Origin of the sequence: Psychrobacillus sp. NPDC093200, assembly GCF_050280345.1 — a bacterium.
GTDB classification, from domain to species: Bacteria; Bacillota; Bacilli; order Bacillales_A; family Planococcaceae; genus Psychrobacillus; species Psychrobacillus faecigallinarum.
Genome location: NZ_JBNNVC010000001.1, coordinates 791085 through 809575 on the forward strand (window position 1 = coordinate 791085; position 18491 = coordinate 809575).

The following is an 18491-nucleotide window of genomic DNA, read 5'->3' on the forward strand; positions in this document are numbered from 1 at the left end:
TATAAATAGAATATATGTAACATTTTGAGTTTCGCTTGTCTTCCTAAAACTCCACTAATTTATGTGAATGGTGTAAAAGTTTTTACTAAATCTTAAATTTAACCCCTGCTGTTTGTAATATTTTCAATTGTTATATTAACGGGGAGGTTTTAATTTATAGCTTAATCCAGTTTTAAATTCAAAAGAAAACTTGTGAAATCGTATTTTATTCAGAGCAATCTTTGTTAAAGTTTATAGCTCATAAAATTTATTTTAAATATTACAAATATTTAATAATTTTAGAATTGAACTTAATTGTTTCCCATGTTATGGTAAATATTACATACACATTAATGAAAAATTTCTAATTATTGTAAAATAATTTAATGTGAAATGTATGTTTTACCATTAAAAATTGGAGGGAAATCATGAATAACAAGATGAAGAAATCTGTCATTGCAGCAGTCCTCGTTACATCTATGTTGGCTTCTACGAATGTAGGGCATACAAAAAATTCACTGCAATCTATGGTAGATCAGGCAAGAAAGGATATGAAGGATGCTGCATATGCTTATGTCATTCCAGCGCAGAACAACAAGATTGCAACTAGTACGGATTTATATCCAGTACTGAATACTGCCAAGTTGAATTATCAAAAGGCGCGAAGTGCTATACAAAAATCTAATGCTACCAACAAGGATGCTATGTTAAGAGATTTAGATGTTTTATACGAGGAGCGTATTACTAAGGGTATTATACCTTATATTGATGCTTATAATTACACGGATAAGTATTTAAATCCAATAATGGCTGATATAAAAAGGGCTGAGACTGCAAAAGATTGGGAGAAAATTGAAGCACTTTATCACAAGCTTTCTGTTCAACTAAAAAATAGAACAGTTATACTTTATCGTTTTTCTGGTAAGGCAGCTAGAGATCTTCTATTAGAACAGTACAAGGAGCCTGCAAACCAAAAAAGAGATCAGTTAATGGTTCCCATAACAATTTACATGAAAGTGAAGGAAGCGGATAAATTACTTGGAGCAGGCAAAAAGGAGGAAGCTATTAAGGTTTTAGAATCTATTAAACCTTTAATTAATCGTTTGCCGCCTTCTAGTACGTTTCCTATGGTGAAAGAGCTTATCGATAAGGTGACAGAGGTATCTAAAAAAGCGGGAATTGATATTATTATACCAACTCCTATGCCTACACCAAATCCAAATCCACCATCATCAGGTGGCGGTAACGGCGGAGGAAGTGGTGGTAACACGGGCTCTAATTTTAAATTATCTATTATGCATACGAATGACACGCATGCTCAATTAGATAATGTTGCAAAACGAGTAACAGCTGTAAAAGATTTTCGTAAAGAGAAACCTTCAGCCTTACTGATCGATGCAGGGGATGTATTCTCTGGAACTTTATATTTTAATGAATTTAAAGGTCAAGCTGATGTAGAATTTATGAATCTGATGAAATATGATGTGATGACCTTAGGAAATCATGAGTTCGACTTAGGTTCGAGTTCTGACGGACATAAAGCATTAGCCGAATTTATTCAGAAATCTAATTTCCCTATTGTAAGCTCAAATGTAGATTTTTCTAAGGAAGTAGATCTTAAAGGACTATTTAATGTAAAAGTAGCAAATAGTGCAAAAAACGGTCAAATTTATAGCGGAATTATCAAAGTAGTAAATGGACAAAAAATTGGATTGTTTGGTTTAACGACAGAAGAAACAAAAGATATATCTAGTCCTGTAGATGTAACTTTTAATGACTATATAGAGGCAGCTGAAAAAATGGTTGCAGAGTTTAAAAAGCAAGGTGTCAACAAGGTTATTGCCGTGTCACACCTCGGATATGACGATAATCCTGCTTATGATAATGACTTAGAGCTAGCAGCAAGAGTTGCTGGTATAGATATAATAGTTGGAGGACATAGCCATACAAAACTAGAAAATCCAGTTGTAATTAACAAAGATAAAAGTGGCAAACCTAAGGAACCAACTGTCATTGTACAAGCCTATCAGTATAGTGAGTTTTTAGGTACTTTGGATGTAGAGTTTGATAAAAACGGGAAAATAGTAAAGAATGCTGGGAAATTAATTAGTATAAATGATAAAAAAGAAGACGCAGAAGCAGCTGAATTACTGAAAAAATATGCAGGAAAAATTAAAGAGATAAAAGAGGAAGAAACAGGGGCTACTGCTGTTAAAATCTTAGAGAATCCTCGCGCAAGTGGTAGCAATCTTAACAGTGTTCGAAGCAATGAAACGCCACTTGGAAACTTAATTACTGATGGGATGCTTAATAAGGCAAGAGTATATAACAAAGATGTTATTATGGCATTCCAAAATGGTGGAGGTATTCGCTCCGCTATTAATCAAGGACCAATAACAGTTGGAGAGGTAATCTCTGTACTTCCATTCGGAAATACCTTGGCGACTATGAAACTATCAGGTGCGGAAATAAAAGCTGCATTTGAGATCAGCTTTAAGGAATCTCCAAAGGAAAATGGTGGTTTTCTCCATGTCTCAGGAGCAAAGGTTGTATATGATTCCTCCAAACCCGTTGGAAAAAGAGTTGTGTCTATTGAATACAAAAATGCTACAAATGATTATGTTCCCCTGGAAAATGAGCAAGAATATATGATTGCAACAAATGCATTCACGGCTAAAGGTGGAGACGGCTACGATGTACTAAAAAAAGCGTATGAACAAGGTCGAGTGACTGATTTAGGTCTCTCTGATTGGGAAAACTTCCGTGAGCATCTCGCAGCTCTTAAAAATGTAGATCCTCAAGTCGAAGGACGCATTCTTGATATTGCGGGACAAGGTGAAACAGATATTCCTGGAGGAGATATACCTGCTGCGGACTTCTCTGGAACTCCAGAAAAGCTGAAAGTATACAACGGTGATGTAACAGTTTCTTTATCAGATGTAAGTAAGCTTGAAAATGCTGTAGTTAAAGGAAATCTCACGTTAGTTGGCAGTCCTTCTACAAGTGTGTCCTTCTCAAATCTCACTGTAGAGGGTAATGCAGACTTTACGGGCTTAGATAGTGATAACTACGAATTAGTCGGTTTAACAATCTTAGGTAATATCATTCTATAACTTTTATTTACTACTAAAATCCCTAACTAAAAGGAGAATTATATAGATGATAAAAAGGAATTGGAAAAAGCATTTGAAAGTGCTTTTATCTGCGTCACTTATGGCTGGTTTAGTTTTGCCGGTATTACCCTTAAAGGCAGTTGCTGCTACTAACGCTTCGGACTTGATAATTTCAGAGTATGTTGAGGGAAGTAGCAATAACAAGGCTATCGAGCTCTATAATGGGACTGGCTCTGCTCTAGATTTAACTAACTATTCAATAGAGCTTTATGCGAACGGTAAAACAACAGGACCAGCCTCTTTAGTATTATCAGGTACATTGGAACATGGAGATACTTATGTAATTTACAATGGTCAAGCACATACTAATCTTAAGAGCAAAGGGGATTTATTAAGCAATGCCGTGACGGCCTTTAATGGTGACGATGTTATTCTTTTAAAGAAATCCAATGAGGTTGTAGATTCCTTTGGTCAATTAGGAGAAATGATAAAATGGGGTGAAAACGTTACCCTAGTGAAAAAAGCATCAATTATTTCCGGGGATTCAAATCCTAATGATGTATATGATGTTACAGTACAATGGGATTCACACGGAAGTGACACATTTGATTTTTTAGGTTCCCATACAATGGATGGCTCTATTCCTGTTGAGCCAAATCCAGAGGAACCTGAGGTGCCTTCATTCTCTACGGTAGCAGAGGCACGTACAGGGAATATCGGGGACACCGTTAACATTAAAGCCATTGTAACGGCTAACTTGAAAAACACAGTTTCCGTACAAGATGGTACAGCAGGAATTGCCGTTCGTCCTGCAAGCCTTTCTGCAAAGATTGGTGATGAAGTCATATTAACGGGTAAACTCGCTGATTATCGTGGACTTCTTCAATTAGACAGTACTACTATTGTTAAAAAGCAAGAAAATGTAGGGGCACCATCTCCTAAGACTGTAGCAGGTGCAGAAGTGAATGAAGCAAATGAATCACTTCTAGTCCAAGCTAAAGACATTACGTTAACAGCAGTGAACGCAAATAATTTTACTGCCACTGACGGAACGACAAGTTTTATCGTTCGTGATGAAAACGGAACATTGAATTTAAAAGTTGGTAATGTCTACGAATCTATTACTGGAATCGTTCAACAATTTGATAGTGATTATCAAATTATTCCTCGATCATCTACAGATATCGTAGAAGATAGCTCTATTTTAAAGCCAGTAGTTGCTTCACCGGGAAGCGGGACATATGTAGGAGGAACAACAGTTACACTGTCGACTACTACATCTGGTGCAGAAATCTTTTACACAATAGATGGATCAGTACCTACTGTAGAAAGTATAAAATATACAGCACCATTAAATATTCGATCGAATATGACTGTTAAGGCGGTAGCTGTTACTGCTGAAGGAGCTTCTGAAGTAAAAACTTTTGAATATTCGATTACTGACAGTTTACAAATCCACGATATCCAAGGAGAGGGGCATAGTTCTTCTTTTGACAATAAAACCGTAGAAGGAGTACAAGGGATTGTCACATATTCATTTGTTCTTAACGGATCAAATTACTATACTATGCAAACTCCAGATGATTTAGTGGATAACAATCCAAATACTTCGGAAGGAATCTTGCTTTACAGTGGATCCAAGACATGGCCAATTAAAGTGGGAGATTTAGTAGAGGTTGCTGGGAAAGTTAGTGAGTACGCATATGATGGTTATTCCGATGCTAACCAAACTGATTTAAAAACAACTCAAATCAATGTACGAAATGACCAAGGTGGAAAAGTAGTTGTTGTGGAAAGCAATGTATCTTTACCGGCTCCAATTGTCATCGACGAGTCTAAGATGAATTTACAAGAAATTGATAGCGATTATTTAAAAGTGTTTAACCCAACGATAGATGCAATTGATTTCTGGGAAAGTATTGAAGGAATGAGAGTACAAGTTGGTAATGTTAAGGCGGTAGCTCCTCAGGAGCATGGGGACTTGATAACTGTTTTAGAAAAAGAACCGACCAACTCTCTTCACGGTGGAGTTCTTTTCGAGGAGGACAATCAAAATCCAAATCGTATTCAATTTCGTATGGAGCCAAATGGAACAGCGCGTGAATTTGAGGTAGCAACTGGAGATAAATTTAAGGGACCAATTGTTGGGATTGTCGGATACTCTTATCAAAACTTTAAAATTTACGTTTCTCTAGATCAAATGCAAGCAGCACATATGAAAGGCGCTGCCACTCCAGAGAAAACTACGATTGTTAAAGATGAAAACAAGTTAACAATTGCTTCTTACAATCTGGAGAATTTCTCTAATAACAAATCATCTACTTCAGATGAAAAAGCAAAAAAATTAGCTAGAGCCATTGCTAATGATATGCAAAGTCCTGATATCGTTGGGGTAACAGAGGTTCAAGATAATAATGGAGAAATGGTAGGAGATTCTAAAGCAGATCAAAGCTATCAAAGGTTGATAGCTGCTATTAAAGCTGCCGGTGGAGTGGAATATAAATTTGTAAATATCGATCCTGTCAACAATTCAGATGGGGGAGCACCTAATGCGAATATTCGTGTTGGATTTCTTTATAACCCGGATCGTGTTTCGTTAACAGAAGGAATTCCAACTGGGAATGCAACTAATGCAGTTGGCTATGATAATGGTAAACTAACTCTAAATCCAGGTCGTATTGACCCTATGAATAGTGCGTTTAATAGCAGTCGCAAACCATTGGCAGCACAATTCGACTTCCAAGATGAGAGTGTTATTGTGATTGCAAATCACTGGAACTCTAAATCAGGAGATACTCCTTTATTTGGAGCTATTCAACCACCTGTCTATCAAAGTGAAGTACAGCGGCATAAAATTGCAAATATAGTATATAACTTTGTAAAAGATATTAACACAAAAAATCCGGACGCTAATATAGTTTCTTTGGGTGACTTCAACGACTATCAGTTTTCTCAATCGTTAAGAATTCACGAGGGCGAATTAATGAAGAATATGATCAATGTAGTGGATGCTGCGGATAGGTACACATATTTATACCAAGGGAATTCACAAGTTCTAGATCATATATTGGTCACTAATAATCTAGCTAACAAAACAAAAATTGATATTCTTCATATCAATGCTGACTTTACAGACATGGCAGGTCGTGCATCAGACCATGATCCTGTAATGGTTCAAATTGACTTGCTTGCGGATGATGAAGTGTCACCAATCACTGTAGAAAAATATTATAATTTGAAAAACATTCAATCGAACAGATTAACAATTACTAAACCTAGTGTTTCCATTGAACTAGATGCTCAATCCGAAATAACAGAAGGTATCTTCTTCACTGGTGCTTACGCGGAGTTTAAAGGAGAAGGATTTGCAGGGCATTCTGTGACACTTAACCCTGCAAAAGAGGAGGTAATAACGGATTTTAAAGGTACGACGGTCCTTAAGGTAATTGTTGATGGTACAAATGTAAAAGAAATAAAAGGCGCTGAAAATATCCAGGAATTCGAATTTATTAACGGAGCAACCAGAGATTCTATCAAAATTACCAATTCAAAAGGGGAACCCATCGTGGTTCCTTCTTTGCCTGGCGAAAACCAAGCACCGATAGCTACAACTATACCTAACATGACTTTAAAAGTAGGAGAAACAAAATCCATTAATTTAACGGATTACTTCTCTGATCCAGATGCTGATAGCCTTACTTTTAAGTCCACTTTAGGAACAATTAAAGGGACAGTGTTAACTCTAAACTTAGAAGAGGGAACTCACCTTATTGGAGTTACGGGATCAGACGGAGATAAAGAAGTAACAACAAGATTTAGTGTAGTTGTATCAGCTGCAAGTTCTCCTACAGATGATTATTACAAGGACGCACTAGGTAAGGAAGGGGCTGCTCTAAAAGCGGCGTTGCATGAAATTATAGATGACCACACAGAATTATCTTATAGCCAAGTATGGGAAGCATTACGTGAAACTGACGAGGATCCAAATAATAGAAATAACGTTCTTTTATTTTATTCTGGGCTGTCTCGTTCTAAAACTGCCAACGGTGGCAATGTAGGGCAGTGGAACCGAGAACATACATGGGCTAAATCCCATGGGAATTTTGGAACAACTAAAGGTCCTGGAACAGACATTCATCATCTTCGTCCAACAGACGTTCAAGTGAATAGTGCAAGGGGGAACTTAGATTTTGATAACGGTGGTAATCCTGTCAACGGATGTAATGGATGCTACAAGACAAACAATTCGTTTGAGCCACCAGATAGAGTGAAAGGAGATGTCGCTCGTATTCTGTTTTATATGGCGACACGGTACGAAGTAGGAGATAAAGTAGATTTAGAGCTAAATGAAAAGCTTAATAATAACAGTGCTCCTTATCATGGAAAGCTATCAGTCTTATTAGAGTGGCATGAGCTAGACCCAGTTGACGAATTTGAAAGAAATCGAAACAATATTATCCAGGAGTGGCAGGGAAACCGCAATCCATTTATAGATCATCCGGAATGGGTGGAATTAATATGGGGGCAAGCAAGTTCTACTAAAATTCCCAAAGCTTCATAAGGCATCAAGCGAAAATTAAATCAAATAGTTCAATATTTCTTCGTCTCTCATAGTCAGCTATATGAGAGACTTTTCTTTTAAAGACAAACTTTTAAGCGGACTTGTTATGTCAGAATGGTTACAGGTGCCTGGCACCTGTAACCATTCTGTAACCAATGTGGTGAGTATTTTCCAATTCTGGTATGATGGAAGATGTGTTAGGAAGTAAAAAGGCCTGCAAGGTTGCAGGCCACAAAAAGAGTATCTTCCTATTAAATATAGAAGTATTATAGAGCTTCGGATGTAGTTTTTGCTTGCATGTGAAGCTGTAAGTAGTCGGGACCACCGGCTTTAGAGTCTGTTCCAGACATATTAAAGCCTCCGAAAGGTTGGTAGCCTACGATAGCACCTGTACAACCACGATTGAAGTATAGGTTTCCTACATGGAAGCGTTGGCGTGCATATTCAATGTTCGTTCGATTAGTAGAGATAACTGCACCTGTTAGACCGTACTCTGTAGCGTTAGCAATCTTTATTGCTTCTTCGAAGTTAGCTGCTTTCGTAATGGCAACAACTGGTCCGAAGATTTCTTCCTTCATGATTCGTGCATCAAATGAAATGTCTGCAAATACTGTTGGATGTACGAAGTAACCTTCTGATTGGTCAGAGGTACCACCAGCAATTAGGCGTCCTTCTTGCTTTCCGATTTCAATATAGTCTGTAATTTTGTTAAAGGCAGCCTCGTCAATAACTGGGCCTGTATAGTTTGTTGGATCCAGTGGACTTCCAACATGTAACGCCTTTGTTTTTTCTTCGACTCGTTTCACGATTTCGTCGTATACATCTTCGACTATAACTGCTCGAGAACAAGCGGAGCATTTTTGACCACTAAAACCAAAAGCTGATTTGACAATAGAGTCAGCTGCTAATTCTAGATCTGCTTCCTTGTCTACGACAATGGTATCTTTTCCGCCCATTTCAGCAATGACGCGCTTAATCCAAATTTGACCTTCATTTACAACAGATGCTCGTTGGTTGATACGAAGACCCACGTCACGTGATCCAGTGAAGCTAATAAAGCGAGTATGTGGGTGATCGACTAGATAATCCCCGACCTCTGCACCAGATCCTGGAATGAAGTTCACTACACCTGCAGGAAGTCCTGCCTCTTCTAACACTTCTACAAATTTGTAGGCTATAACAGGGGTAGTAGAGGCAGGTTTTAATAGAACTGTGTTACCAGTTACAACAGCTGCCACTGTAGTGCCGGCCATAATTGCAAATGGGAAATTCCAAGGGGAGATAATAACGCCCACACCTAACGGAATATAATCATAGCGATTTCTTTCACCGGGACGGCTTTCTACTGGTTGTCCGTCCTTGATAGTTAACATCTGACGTCCATAATATTCTAAAAAGTCGATTGCTTCAGCAGTATCAGCATCTGCTTCATTCCATGGTTTCCCGGCTTCATAGGTTAACCAAGCAGAAAATTCATGCTTGCGACGACGAATGATTGCTGCAGCTTTGAATAAAATATCTGCACGAACCTCTGCAGATATGTATTGCCACTCCTGAAAGGTTGAGTAAGCAGACTTCATTGCTTTTTCAGCTAATTCTTGAGTTGCCCTTGAAACAGATCCGATTAGCTCAGATTTCTTGGCTGGATTATATGAATTTATCTTTTGTTCGGTAGTTATTCTTTCACCATTTATAACTAAAGGATAATGATTTCCTAATTGATTTTTCACAAGCTCTAGAGCTGCTTTATATGCTTCAGTGTTTGTATTGACTGTAAAATCTGTGAATGGTTCATGTTTATAAGAAATCAATTTTATCCCCCTAAGTGAAAAGCTGCAAACTCATTTTGCACTTTTGCGAAAAGTATATATATAATAATGCAATAACATTTGGCATATTTCAACTACTAAATTTAGAAAACTTTAATAAATTTCGAACAGTTGTAGTTTTTGGTCACTTAACTACTATATTTTGTTTATATACTGTCTAATTTTCATACATATTTGCTTTATCCATATCTAAGAGTAAAGGAGCTGTGAATCCAGTGGAGCATAAACACCTACTTCAAATATATGAATTCATCACAGAGATGAGTGATAACGGAATTCGTGCAATCGATATACAAGGCAGACCTGTTGTCTACAATCAAAAAATGAAAGAGCTGGAGGGACTAACTAACGAAGAAGCGGAGAAGCGTATCGCCAAAGAGATTATTCAGTTTGGAATGGAAGAGAGTATTCTACAACAAGTTCTTCAAAGTGGACAGTCCATCAAAAATCAGAAGAAGACCTTTTGGAATGAAAAGGGACAAGAAATCACTACCATTCGTAATATCTTACCGATAGAGAATGATGGTCATATTTTAGGAGTAGTAGAGTTTGCGAGGGATATTTCAGCACAAGAATTTATGATGTATCAACCGCTTCGTAGATATGGACAGCCACTCATGTTTGAAACGATTACAGCTGTTTCGGACGTAATGAGAAATGTTATTTCAACAGCAAAGGTGGCAGCAGCTAATCGAATCCCTGTTATGCTAATCGGTGAATCGGGCACAGGGAAAGATATGATTGCAGAGGGAATCCATCATGCATTATCTGAACCAAACTCCCAGTTCATTACGCTGATTTGTAGAAGAGATGAGGCAACTGTCATAGCCCAGCTTGAAAAGTATGTAACTGAGCTATCTAATATTACTTTTTTTGCCGAGCGAATTGAATATTTATCAATGGATGCTCAAGAAAAAATTGTGAAGATGCTTAAACAACATGAGAAAAAGAATCATGTTTTTATTGCGAGTATTGGTGATGATCCAATTGAACTTATCAGTACTGGTAAGCTTTCTAAGAGGCTATATTATTTCTTTTCTACCATCACGATACAGATTCCATCACTTCGTGAACGAAAGGAGGATATTATGCCATTTGTTGTCGATTACCTTTCTAGACTTCGGCAAAATGTTGGTTGTATTGTGAAGGGACTTGAAGCAGACGTTGAACAAATCTTTTTATCTTACGACTGGCCTGGAAATCTAAAGGAGCTGGAGGTGCTACTCGACGAGATTGCCTCCCTCATTACTACAGAAGAATATATAACGAAGGATATGTTACCGATTTATTTTCGTTGGAAGACACAGGAGATTAATCCGAAAGACCAGCATACAGATACCGATTTATTTATCGTTCAATCGGAAAAGGATCTCCGACCACTCGACCAATATATTCGAGAAGTTGAAGATTATTATATTTTAAATGCGTTGAGCTTCTTCAAGGGCAATGTATCCCAGACTGCTAAAGCGCTAGGGATAAAGCGTCAAAGTTTGCAATATCGCATGAAGAGGATGAAAGCAGTGGAAGAAAAAGAATATAGTGAATAAAAAAACTGGACCACCTGTAAAGAGGAGGTCCAGTTTTTTTAGGATAAGAGAATATACTAATACCCATCTGATTGCTGATGTAGAAATAGATGCTTGTACTTCTCTTATTTGCGTTTTGTTAAACGTCCAGCTAGGAATGCAGCAGCAGCTAATCCAATAACTGTGTTTGTTTTTTTAGTGAAGACCTGCTTGGTCACAAGGGTTAAATTTTGTGGGCGTTCAGCTAGACGGCGCATGAAGTAACCATACCAATCACGACCAAAAGGAACATAAGTACAGAAATTATATCCTTCTTTTGCTAGCTGTAGCTGCATGTCCTTACGGAAGCCGTATAGCATTTGGAACTCAAATTTATCATTAGGAATGTTATTAGCTTTTACAAATTGCTTTACATGATCAATAACGTTATGGTCATGTGTTGCAATCGATGTAAATTTGCCATTTAGTAAATGATACTCAATCAATTCAATAAACTTTTGGTCAATTTCCGCTTTGTCCTGATATGCGATGTTAGCAGGCTCTTTATAAGCACCTTTAACAATTCTTAAACGATAGTTTTTATATTTTTCAATATTTTCATCAGACTCGTGGAAGTATGCTTGAATTACAGTTCCCACGTTTTTATGCTCTTCGTTCAACTCCTCCATCAATTCAAAAGAAGGATGTAAACGGTCATAGTTTTCCATATCGAAGTTAACAAAAATATTGTATTCGTCAGCAAGAGCGACAATCTCTTTTAAATTTTGATAGCAGAAATCACGCTCAATATCTAAGCCCAGTTGAGAAGGCTTTAGAGAGATATGCGCATCCACTCCGTTTTCGTGAATTGCTTTAATAACTTCGAGAATTTGCTCCTTAGCCGCAGTAGCCTCAGACTTTTCATATACAAACTCGCCTAGGTTGTCAACCGTGCAAGAGATTCCTTGTTTGTTTAACTCTTTAATACTTTCGATTGTTTCTTGAATGTTAGTTCCCGCAACAACGCTTTGGGCTCCCATTTTTAAACCATACTTTTGAGCTGCACTATTTAGTGTGCGGTTTTCTGATAAAGCGATAAAAAAGTCACGTAATGCCATCTAAAACCTCTCCCTTATTTTGGTGAAATAATTTCCAGAGCATTATATCACAGAAATTAAAAAAACAATAAATTTCTCTTATTTATTTTTAGAATATTTGTTGATTAAGCCGCTGACCTACAGGCTTTGTTATATATAAATAATTATTTTATAAGAAATATATGAATTCATTATACTTTTCAAAAGATATAAAATAATATATGTTTTTAATTATGTAAAAAAATTTTGTAAAGGAGGAATAGTATGGAACAGTATATTTTAAGTATTGAAACAATCGATACACATACTATGGGAGAAGCTACACGTATAGTTATCAACGGTTTTCCAAAGATTATTGGGAAAACGATGATGGAAAAAAAGGAATATGTTAAGGAAAACTATGACCATATTCGCAAGTTGTTGATGAATGAACCAAGGGGACATAAGGATATGTTTGGTTCCATTTTGACAGAGCCGACAAACGAGAAATGTGATATTGGAATAATTTTTATGGATAGTGGATCATACTTAAATATGTGCGGCCATGGAACTATTGGCACGGTAACGATGTGCTTAACTAAAGGTATTATTCCCAAAAAAGAACTTATATATGTGGATACTCCATCAGGAATAATAGAATGCAGAGTGAGCTTCAATGGAGAAAGAGTGGAAAGCGTAGAATTTACGAATGTGCCTGCATTTATTCTACATAAAGGCTTGTCCATAGACTTAAAAGAAATTGGAAATGTACCAGTGGACATAGCATTCGGAGGAAGTTTTTTCGGAATAATAAATTCCTCTGATTTAGGGGTCAAAATTGATTTGTCTGATAAACATAGAATAATAGAGCTGGCTACAGAGGCTAGAGATTATATTAATAAAAATATAAACATTGAGCACCCGACTATTCCCAATATCCGAACAGTGGATTTAATCGAAATTACTGACAAGATTAGTGACAACCACTATAAAAACGTAGTTGTTTTTGGAGATGGACAAATCGACCGCTCCCCTTGTGGAACGGGAACCTGTGCAAAAATGGCAGCATTGAATTTAGAGACTGGGGCGTCGATTATTCAAGAAAGTATTATAGGTTCTACATTTGAAGGAAAAGTTTTAGGGAAAACAAAGGTTGCAGAAATGGAAGCTATTATTCCAGCCATTAAGGGATCTGCTTGGATCACTGGCGAGCACAAATTTATCCTACAAGACGCAGATATTTATGCGGAAGGTTTCGCTATATAATTATATTGAAATATCTTTTGTTTAAAAGTTTTTAAAAAAAGGGAGAAAATAAATGGAAAAAAAATTATCGTTTTTTCAAATTGTAGCCATTGGGTTTATGTTATTCGCCATGTTCTTAGGAGCTGGTAATGTAATTTTTGCTCCAGTTCTAGGGCAACAAGCAGGTACAAATACGCCGATTGCTATGGCAGGTTTCTTGGTAACAGGGGTAGGGTTAGTTTTGTTGGCAATTATTGCACTTACAAAGGGTGGAGGCACTGTAGAAAAACTTGCAAGTCGTGTCTCTCCTAAATTTGCTGTTGTTTTCTCGGTGTTATTATTCCTAACTTTAGGGCCAATATACGTTATTCCAAGAACTACGTCAGTTGTCTATGAGATTGCTATAAAACAGCTTATCGCCGACAGTAGTCAAATTGGTTTGTTTTTACTTATCTTTTCTATTATTTTTATCGCTTTAACGGTTTACCTCTCATGGGAAACTACTAAATTTGTTGATAGATTAGGGAAGTTAATCACACCTGTTTTTGCAACTCTTTTAGTGATCATTGTTGCAAAATCTATTTTTACTCCAATGGGTTCTGTTTACGGACCGATAGAAGGAAAGGGCTACGAAACTGCTAGCGATGCATTTCTGAAAGGTTTTACTCAAGGTTACTTTACTATGGATGTGCTAGCTGCATTTGTGTTTGGTGGAATTTTCATTAAATCGATTGATGCTTTGGGGATTCGTTCAAAAAAAGAAGTATCCAAAGTATTCATTAAGGCAGGCCTCATCACTGTGGTGGGACTAGTTCTTCTGCAGGTGTCTATGTCATGGATAGGTGCAACTAGTGTGGATGCTGTTGGTTATACAACAAATGGTGGAGAACTGATTGCGCTTGCTTCTAAGGCGTTATTTGGACAAATCGGTATTTATTTAATTGGAATAGTTATTTTCTTAACAGGTATTACAACAAATGTAGCATGTTTAGCTGCTGTTGCAGAATACTTTGAACGCATTATTCCGAAAGTTTCCTATAAAAAATGGTTAATAATCTTCTCACTTGGAAGCTTGATCATCACAAACTTTGGATTAACAAAAATATTAACAATGGCTTCCCCAATATTAATGTTACTCTATCCAATTGCCATTGCGTTAATAATACTTATTTTTACAGATAGCTGGTTCAAGGGATCACGTTCGGTTTATGTAGGTACTATTATCGGAGTTGGTATGGTAGCAATTACAGATGCGCTTAAAGAAGCAAACATTGCTGTGGAAGCGCTTAATAACGTATTTGGTTTTATTCCTTTATTTACAAGTGGAGCTGGCTGGATCGTGACAGGACTTATCGGTGCGGTGATCGGTTACTTCTTTAAAAAGGAAAAGCAAGAAGAGACAGGGGAATTGCAGGAAGTATAGAAATTTTGACATAACGTTTGATCTTGGTGGCTATGAGATTGGATTGCAAATCGACATAGAGCGAATAACGGAAAAAAGACTTTAACGATATATTAAATGATTTTAAAAATGTCCCTGTAAGATTTACTCTTCGCAGGGACATTTTTTTGTTAAAAACGATGCTAGTTAGTTATATTAAACTTTTTAAGCATTGCTTCGCGTGTACTTTTACCATATACGCGATAAATCATTGTATTAGTTTTTTGTGTTTGCTTTTGAAATGCTACATATGCTTGTTTTGTTTTCTCGCCGTTTGAATCAAGTTTATTGAGTGATTGATAATCTTGAAATTGATTTAATAGTTTTTCTCCCGAGTTAATAGCATCGATATATGCCTGAGTTCTTAGGTAAATCTCTGTTACTTTCTTCAGTCTCTCTTCTAAATCATTATATAAAGTAACGTTTGAATTAGTTCTTGCAGCAGTGATAGCATTTTTAGTATTGTTGTAAAGCTTCATATCAATTTGACTAATTGGGTTATTAGAATATTTTGTTGCTCTATAATCGTAAGAAGTTTCCCATTTAAGTGACCCAGCGTAGCTTTCTGCTTGTTTTATTAGTGCCTCAGCTTCTGTGTAAGGATCGATGGATACTATATTCTTTTGGCTACTTGCAGTATTACTTGTATTGCTTTTAGTAGTCTTGTTAGTCGCTGGCTTCTTGGTCGTGCCTCCATTATGGTAATGATACTCTCCATAATCTAATCCCCATTTTCCACAATTTGTCCGACAAGTGTGTCCACCGTTTGAATCTGTTCGCCCTGGGTGTGCCATAGCAGGTGTGGTCAGCCCTACAAATAATAAAGTGAAGGTTAATAATGATACAACTAGTTTTTTCATAGTTTCTCTCTCCTTTTTATGTAAAACAAGTGTTAATTTTACCATAAAAAATACAAAAAGAAATATAAAAAAGTAAATTAAAGGTAAAAATAGAGACAAAAGAGGTGATTAATATTTGCTTTTGAAAAATTGGCGTTGCGTGACAAATATAAATAGTTACTTCAGTAATATCGCCTTTGCTCTAGAAGTGACACCAAGCTTACTATAAATAGTTGTCAAGTATACACGAACGGTTCCTTCTGTTAGAAAAAGCTTTTTTGCAATTTCGCGATTGGTTGCACCATCTACAAGCAGATTAAAAACTTCCATTTCTCGTGGTGTGAGTAAATCTAATAAATTATCCGCTTCCCTTGAATTTTCTATTAGAAGTTCTACGTAGCTCAACGGCACTGAATTCCAAGATATTTTTTTATTCTTTTGGCGCATTTTCAAATAAGCTTTTAACAGATTTAAACTGGCTTCTTCATCTAAAAAAGTTCGGACATACCCATAAGCTGAGCCATGGCTCAATGCTTCATGCAATGCTTTTACAGCACTGTCTTTATGCCCCATCTGCATTTCACATATTGCCTCTAACATAGTAGCTTCTATAATAGTAGATACTTGCTCTTCCTGTAATGCTTTCGTTTTTACCTGTATTATTGTCTTTAGAGCCTCTTCTAACTTTGCTTTTGCTAATAAAAAGCGAACATGCGCGAGTAACCAAAAAGGTTGTTTCGACTCCGCTTTTCTCAACTCGACTTCCGTGCGTAACATATCTCCTTCAAGTAGATAACATCGTGCTTTCATCGTGCGCAATATATTCAACCAATGCTTCTCACTTACCAAATCCATCACATTATCTATTAATGCATGAGCTGCTATATAGTTTTTATTTAGGACGTAAATCTGAGCTTTTAATACATACATAGGTATAAATAATCCTGGATCTTGTAGGCTGTGGCCATATTTTATAGCCACTTCTAATTCGGATTGGGCTGCATCTAGATAGTTTTTTTCATACATTGTTTCTGCAGAAACCCCGTAGCTAAAAGCGGTCATACTTTTATCTTTGAATTCTGTTTCTCGAAATAACTTGGCAAACGGAATGGATTGCTCCCAAGACCAAAATTTACCCTTTGATCCAATGCTCGTGCGCAAGATCTTATGTTCAAATAAGTTATATTGCATCGGAATATGGTCCCATCTAGAACCAACAATTCCTTTTTCTAATTGTTTTTGAATTATTTCTGTCGCTTGTTCAATATCCTTACCCATTCCAATAAGACCATACGCCTTCACTGTAACAAAAATATCTGCAATTCCTCTATTTTTCTCTTGGTCCATCCATTGGCCTATACGTTGTTTTTCATCCAACTCATAAATAAGTAGACCAGCCTCTACTATTTCAAATGTAGATATTAATGTGATTATATACATAACGAGTATTTCAAAATTAGCATCGTAATGATTACTACGTAAAATTTTTACCCACCTTGCAAAGGTAGCGGTTTGCCCTGTCTGAAATATATCTACAAGATGTTCTATTATCCACGATTCAGCAAGTTCATATTCACTTTCATTTAAAGCTATTTCAATCGCAGCGATAAAATCCCCTTTGTTATGCAGAAGTGTTGCAGCCTCCAGATTTATCGAAGAAACGATTTCCTTAGAATAACGGTGTCTTAGTTCAATTTGTAAAGCTTCGGCAAATAAATGATGATATCGAAACAATGGTTGGTTAGAATTTAATCGGACAGTAAATATGCCCTTTTTTTCAAGCTCTATTAGCACTGTATAACTATCCGTTCGATTCGTTAGGATATTACAAATTTCTGGCTCTAAAGATTGTAACAAAGAGGTGCGAAGAAGAAAGTCCTGTATTGATGAAGGGAGCGTATTCAGAATCTCCTGCAATAAAAAATCAGTTATAGAGGGCTGCAAATGATCAGTTCTATCAACTATTAAAGCATTTTTTGAGGATGCGATCTTCGAAATACTTGTTAATTGGATTCCGGCCGCCCAGCCTTCTGTTGTATTTAACACATGAGAAAGTAATTTATCTTCCTTGTAAAAGAGGTTTTTATTTTCATAATACTGTTTTATTTCTTCGAAGGTAAAACATAGCTGCTGCGTATTGATCTCCCAAAGCCAAGATTTAACGCGCCATTTGGCGATAGGGAGGGGTAGATTAATGCGAGTAGTTAGATAAATGTGAACGTTGTCAGGTAAGTTTTCAATTAATTGAACGAGCATTTGATGAATAACATCATTTTCAATTAAATGATAGTCTTCCAATACGATACATATTCTGTGTTTGATTTGACTCATTTCGTATAAAAATGAGTCAATTAAAAATTCTAAAGTAGAAGGATCCTGCGATTGGAGCAAAGAGGAAAGAGTATTATACATATTGCTTTGAGTGATATTAGATGTTGTATGAATGACATATTTCCAAAATCGAATTGGATCATTATCCGAGGTATTTAAGGAAATCCATGCAACAGGTTCGGTTGAATAACTAAACCATTGGCTTAATAAAGTTGTTTTACCATAGCCTGCTGGAGCTTGAACAACGGTGATTTTTTTTGCTTGATTGTTGCGAAGTAATTCATATAACCGTTCTCTTTCAACAGCTTCAGCCATAGCTCTAGGCACCGTTGTTTTAGAACTCAACCAAACCATTTGCATTCTCTTACCTCCATGAAATTATTTTTTTGCAAAACATAAGGATAAATCACTAGTTAGTATAGCTATTATACTATTAAGGTATGTCTTTTTCTTCTAAAAATTCAAAAATATTAACATTCTTCCATGTTTAAATGATTTCGACTATTTTAGAGTTTAACGGTATTTGTTTATGGCAGAGCATCAACAGATGAGCAAAGAATTTTAAAGAGAGG

Annotated in this window: 9 protein-coding genes; 5 read left to right on the top strand and 4 right to left on the bottom strand. The window is 36.5% G+C overall.

The annotated features are described in order from the left end of the window. The first annotated feature begins 407 nt into the window (after positions 1-407). Positions 408-3092 carry a 5'-nucleotidase C-terminal domain-containing protein gene (locus ACQKNZ_RS03980; RefSeq protein ID WP_195761946.1) on the top strand — a complete coding sequence of 895 codons (2685 nt, stop codon included), beginning with the start codon at positions 408-410 and terminating at the stop codon, positions 3090-3092. 46 nt (positions 3093-3138) lie between these two features. Next, positions 3139-7653, top strand: coding sequence for an endonuclease (locus tag ACQKNZ_RS03985; RefSeq protein ID WP_427658250.1), 4515 nt, complete (start codon positions 3139-3141; stop codon positions 7651-7653). A gap of 266 nt (positions 7654-7919) precedes the next feature. Here ACQKNZ_RS03985 and pruA read toward each other — a convergent pair whose 3' ends face one another. Then, positions 7920-9464 (bottom strand): L-glutamate gamma-semialdehyde dehydrogenase, encoded by a 1545-nt coding sequence (gene pruA, locus ACQKNZ_RS03990; protein ID WP_427658252.1) that lies wholly within the window; start codon positions 9462-9464, stop codon positions 7920-7922. 233 nt (positions 9465-9697) lie between these two features. On the opposite strand from pruA, the gene ACQKNZ_RS03995 reads away from it, so the two are divergent. Further along, positions 9698-11029 carry a sigma 54-interacting transcriptional regulator gene (locus ACQKNZ_RS03995; RefSeq protein WP_144537309.1) on the top strand — a complete coding sequence of 444 codons (1332 nt, stop codon included), beginning with the start codon at positions 9698-9700 and terminating at the stop codon, positions 11027-11029. Between the two features lie 104 nt (positions 11030-11133). Here ACQKNZ_RS03995 and ACQKNZ_RS04000 read toward each other — a convergent pair whose 3' ends face one another. Then, on the bottom strand, positions 11134-12105 hold the full coding sequence (locus ACQKNZ_RS04000; protein ID WP_427658254.1) for a proline dehydrogenase family protein: 972 nt from the start codon (positions 12103-12105) through the stop codon (positions 11134-11136). 243 nt (positions 12106-12348) lie between these two features. Here ACQKNZ_RS04000 and ACQKNZ_RS04005 point away from each other — a divergent pair, with 243 nt between their 5' ends. Continuing rightward, positions 12349-13329, top strand: a complete 981-nt coding sequence (locus ACQKNZ_RS04005; protein WP_427658256.1) for a proline racemase family protein — start codon at positions 12349-12351, stop codon at positions 13327-13329. 52 nt (positions 13330-13381) lie between these two features. Then, positions 13382-14731, top strand: coding sequence for a branched-chain amino acid transport system II carrier protein (gene brnQ, locus ACQKNZ_RS04010; RefSeq protein ID WP_427658258.1), 1350 nt, complete (start codon positions 13382-13384; stop codon positions 14729-14731). Positions 14732-14892: 161 nt separating this feature from the next. Here brnQ and ACQKNZ_RS04015 read toward each other — a convergent pair whose 3' ends face one another. After that, positions 14893-15609 carry a YHYH domain-containing protein gene (locus ACQKNZ_RS04015; RefSeq protein WP_427658260.1) on the bottom strand — a complete coding sequence of 239 codons (717 nt, stop codon included), beginning with the start codon at positions 15607-15609 and terminating at the stop codon, positions 14893-14895. Between the two features lie 156 nt (positions 15610-15765). Then, on the bottom strand, positions 15766-18279 hold the full coding sequence (locus ACQKNZ_RS04020; RefSeq protein WP_427658262.1) for a LuxR C-terminal-related transcriptional regulator: 2514 nt from the start codon (positions 18277-18279) through the stop codon (positions 15766-15768). Between the last annotated feature and the right edge of the window lie 212 nt (positions 18280-18491).

Coding starts and splice junctions, on each gene's coding strand:
- ACQKNZ_RS03980 (WP_195761946.1), top strand. CDS start 408: ATGAATAACAAGATGAAGAAATCTGTCATTGCAGCAGTCCTCGTTACA.
- ACQKNZ_RS03985 (WP_427658250.1), top strand. CDS start 3,139: ATGATAAAAAGGAATTGGAAAAAGCATTTGAAAGTGCTTTTATCTGCG.
- ACQKNZ_RS04000 (WP_427658254.1), bottom strand. CDS start 12,105: ATGGCATTACGTGACTTTTTTATCGCTTTATCAGAAAACCGCACACTA.
- ACQKNZ_RS04005 (WP_427658256.1), top strand. CDS start 12,349: ATGGAACAGTATATTTTAAGTATTGAAACAATCGATACACATACTATG.
- brnQ (WP_427658258.1), top strand. CDS start 13,382: ATGGAAAAAAAATTATCGTTTTTTCAAATTGTAGCCATTGGGTTTATG.
- ACQKNZ_RS04015 (WP_427658260.1), bottom strand. CDS start 15,609: ATGAAAAAACTAGTTGTATCATTATTAACCTTCACTTTATTATTTGTA.
- ACQKNZ_RS04020 (WP_427658262.1), bottom strand. CDS start 18,279: ATGCAAATGGTTTGGTTGAGTTCTAAAACAACGGTGCCTAGAGCTATG.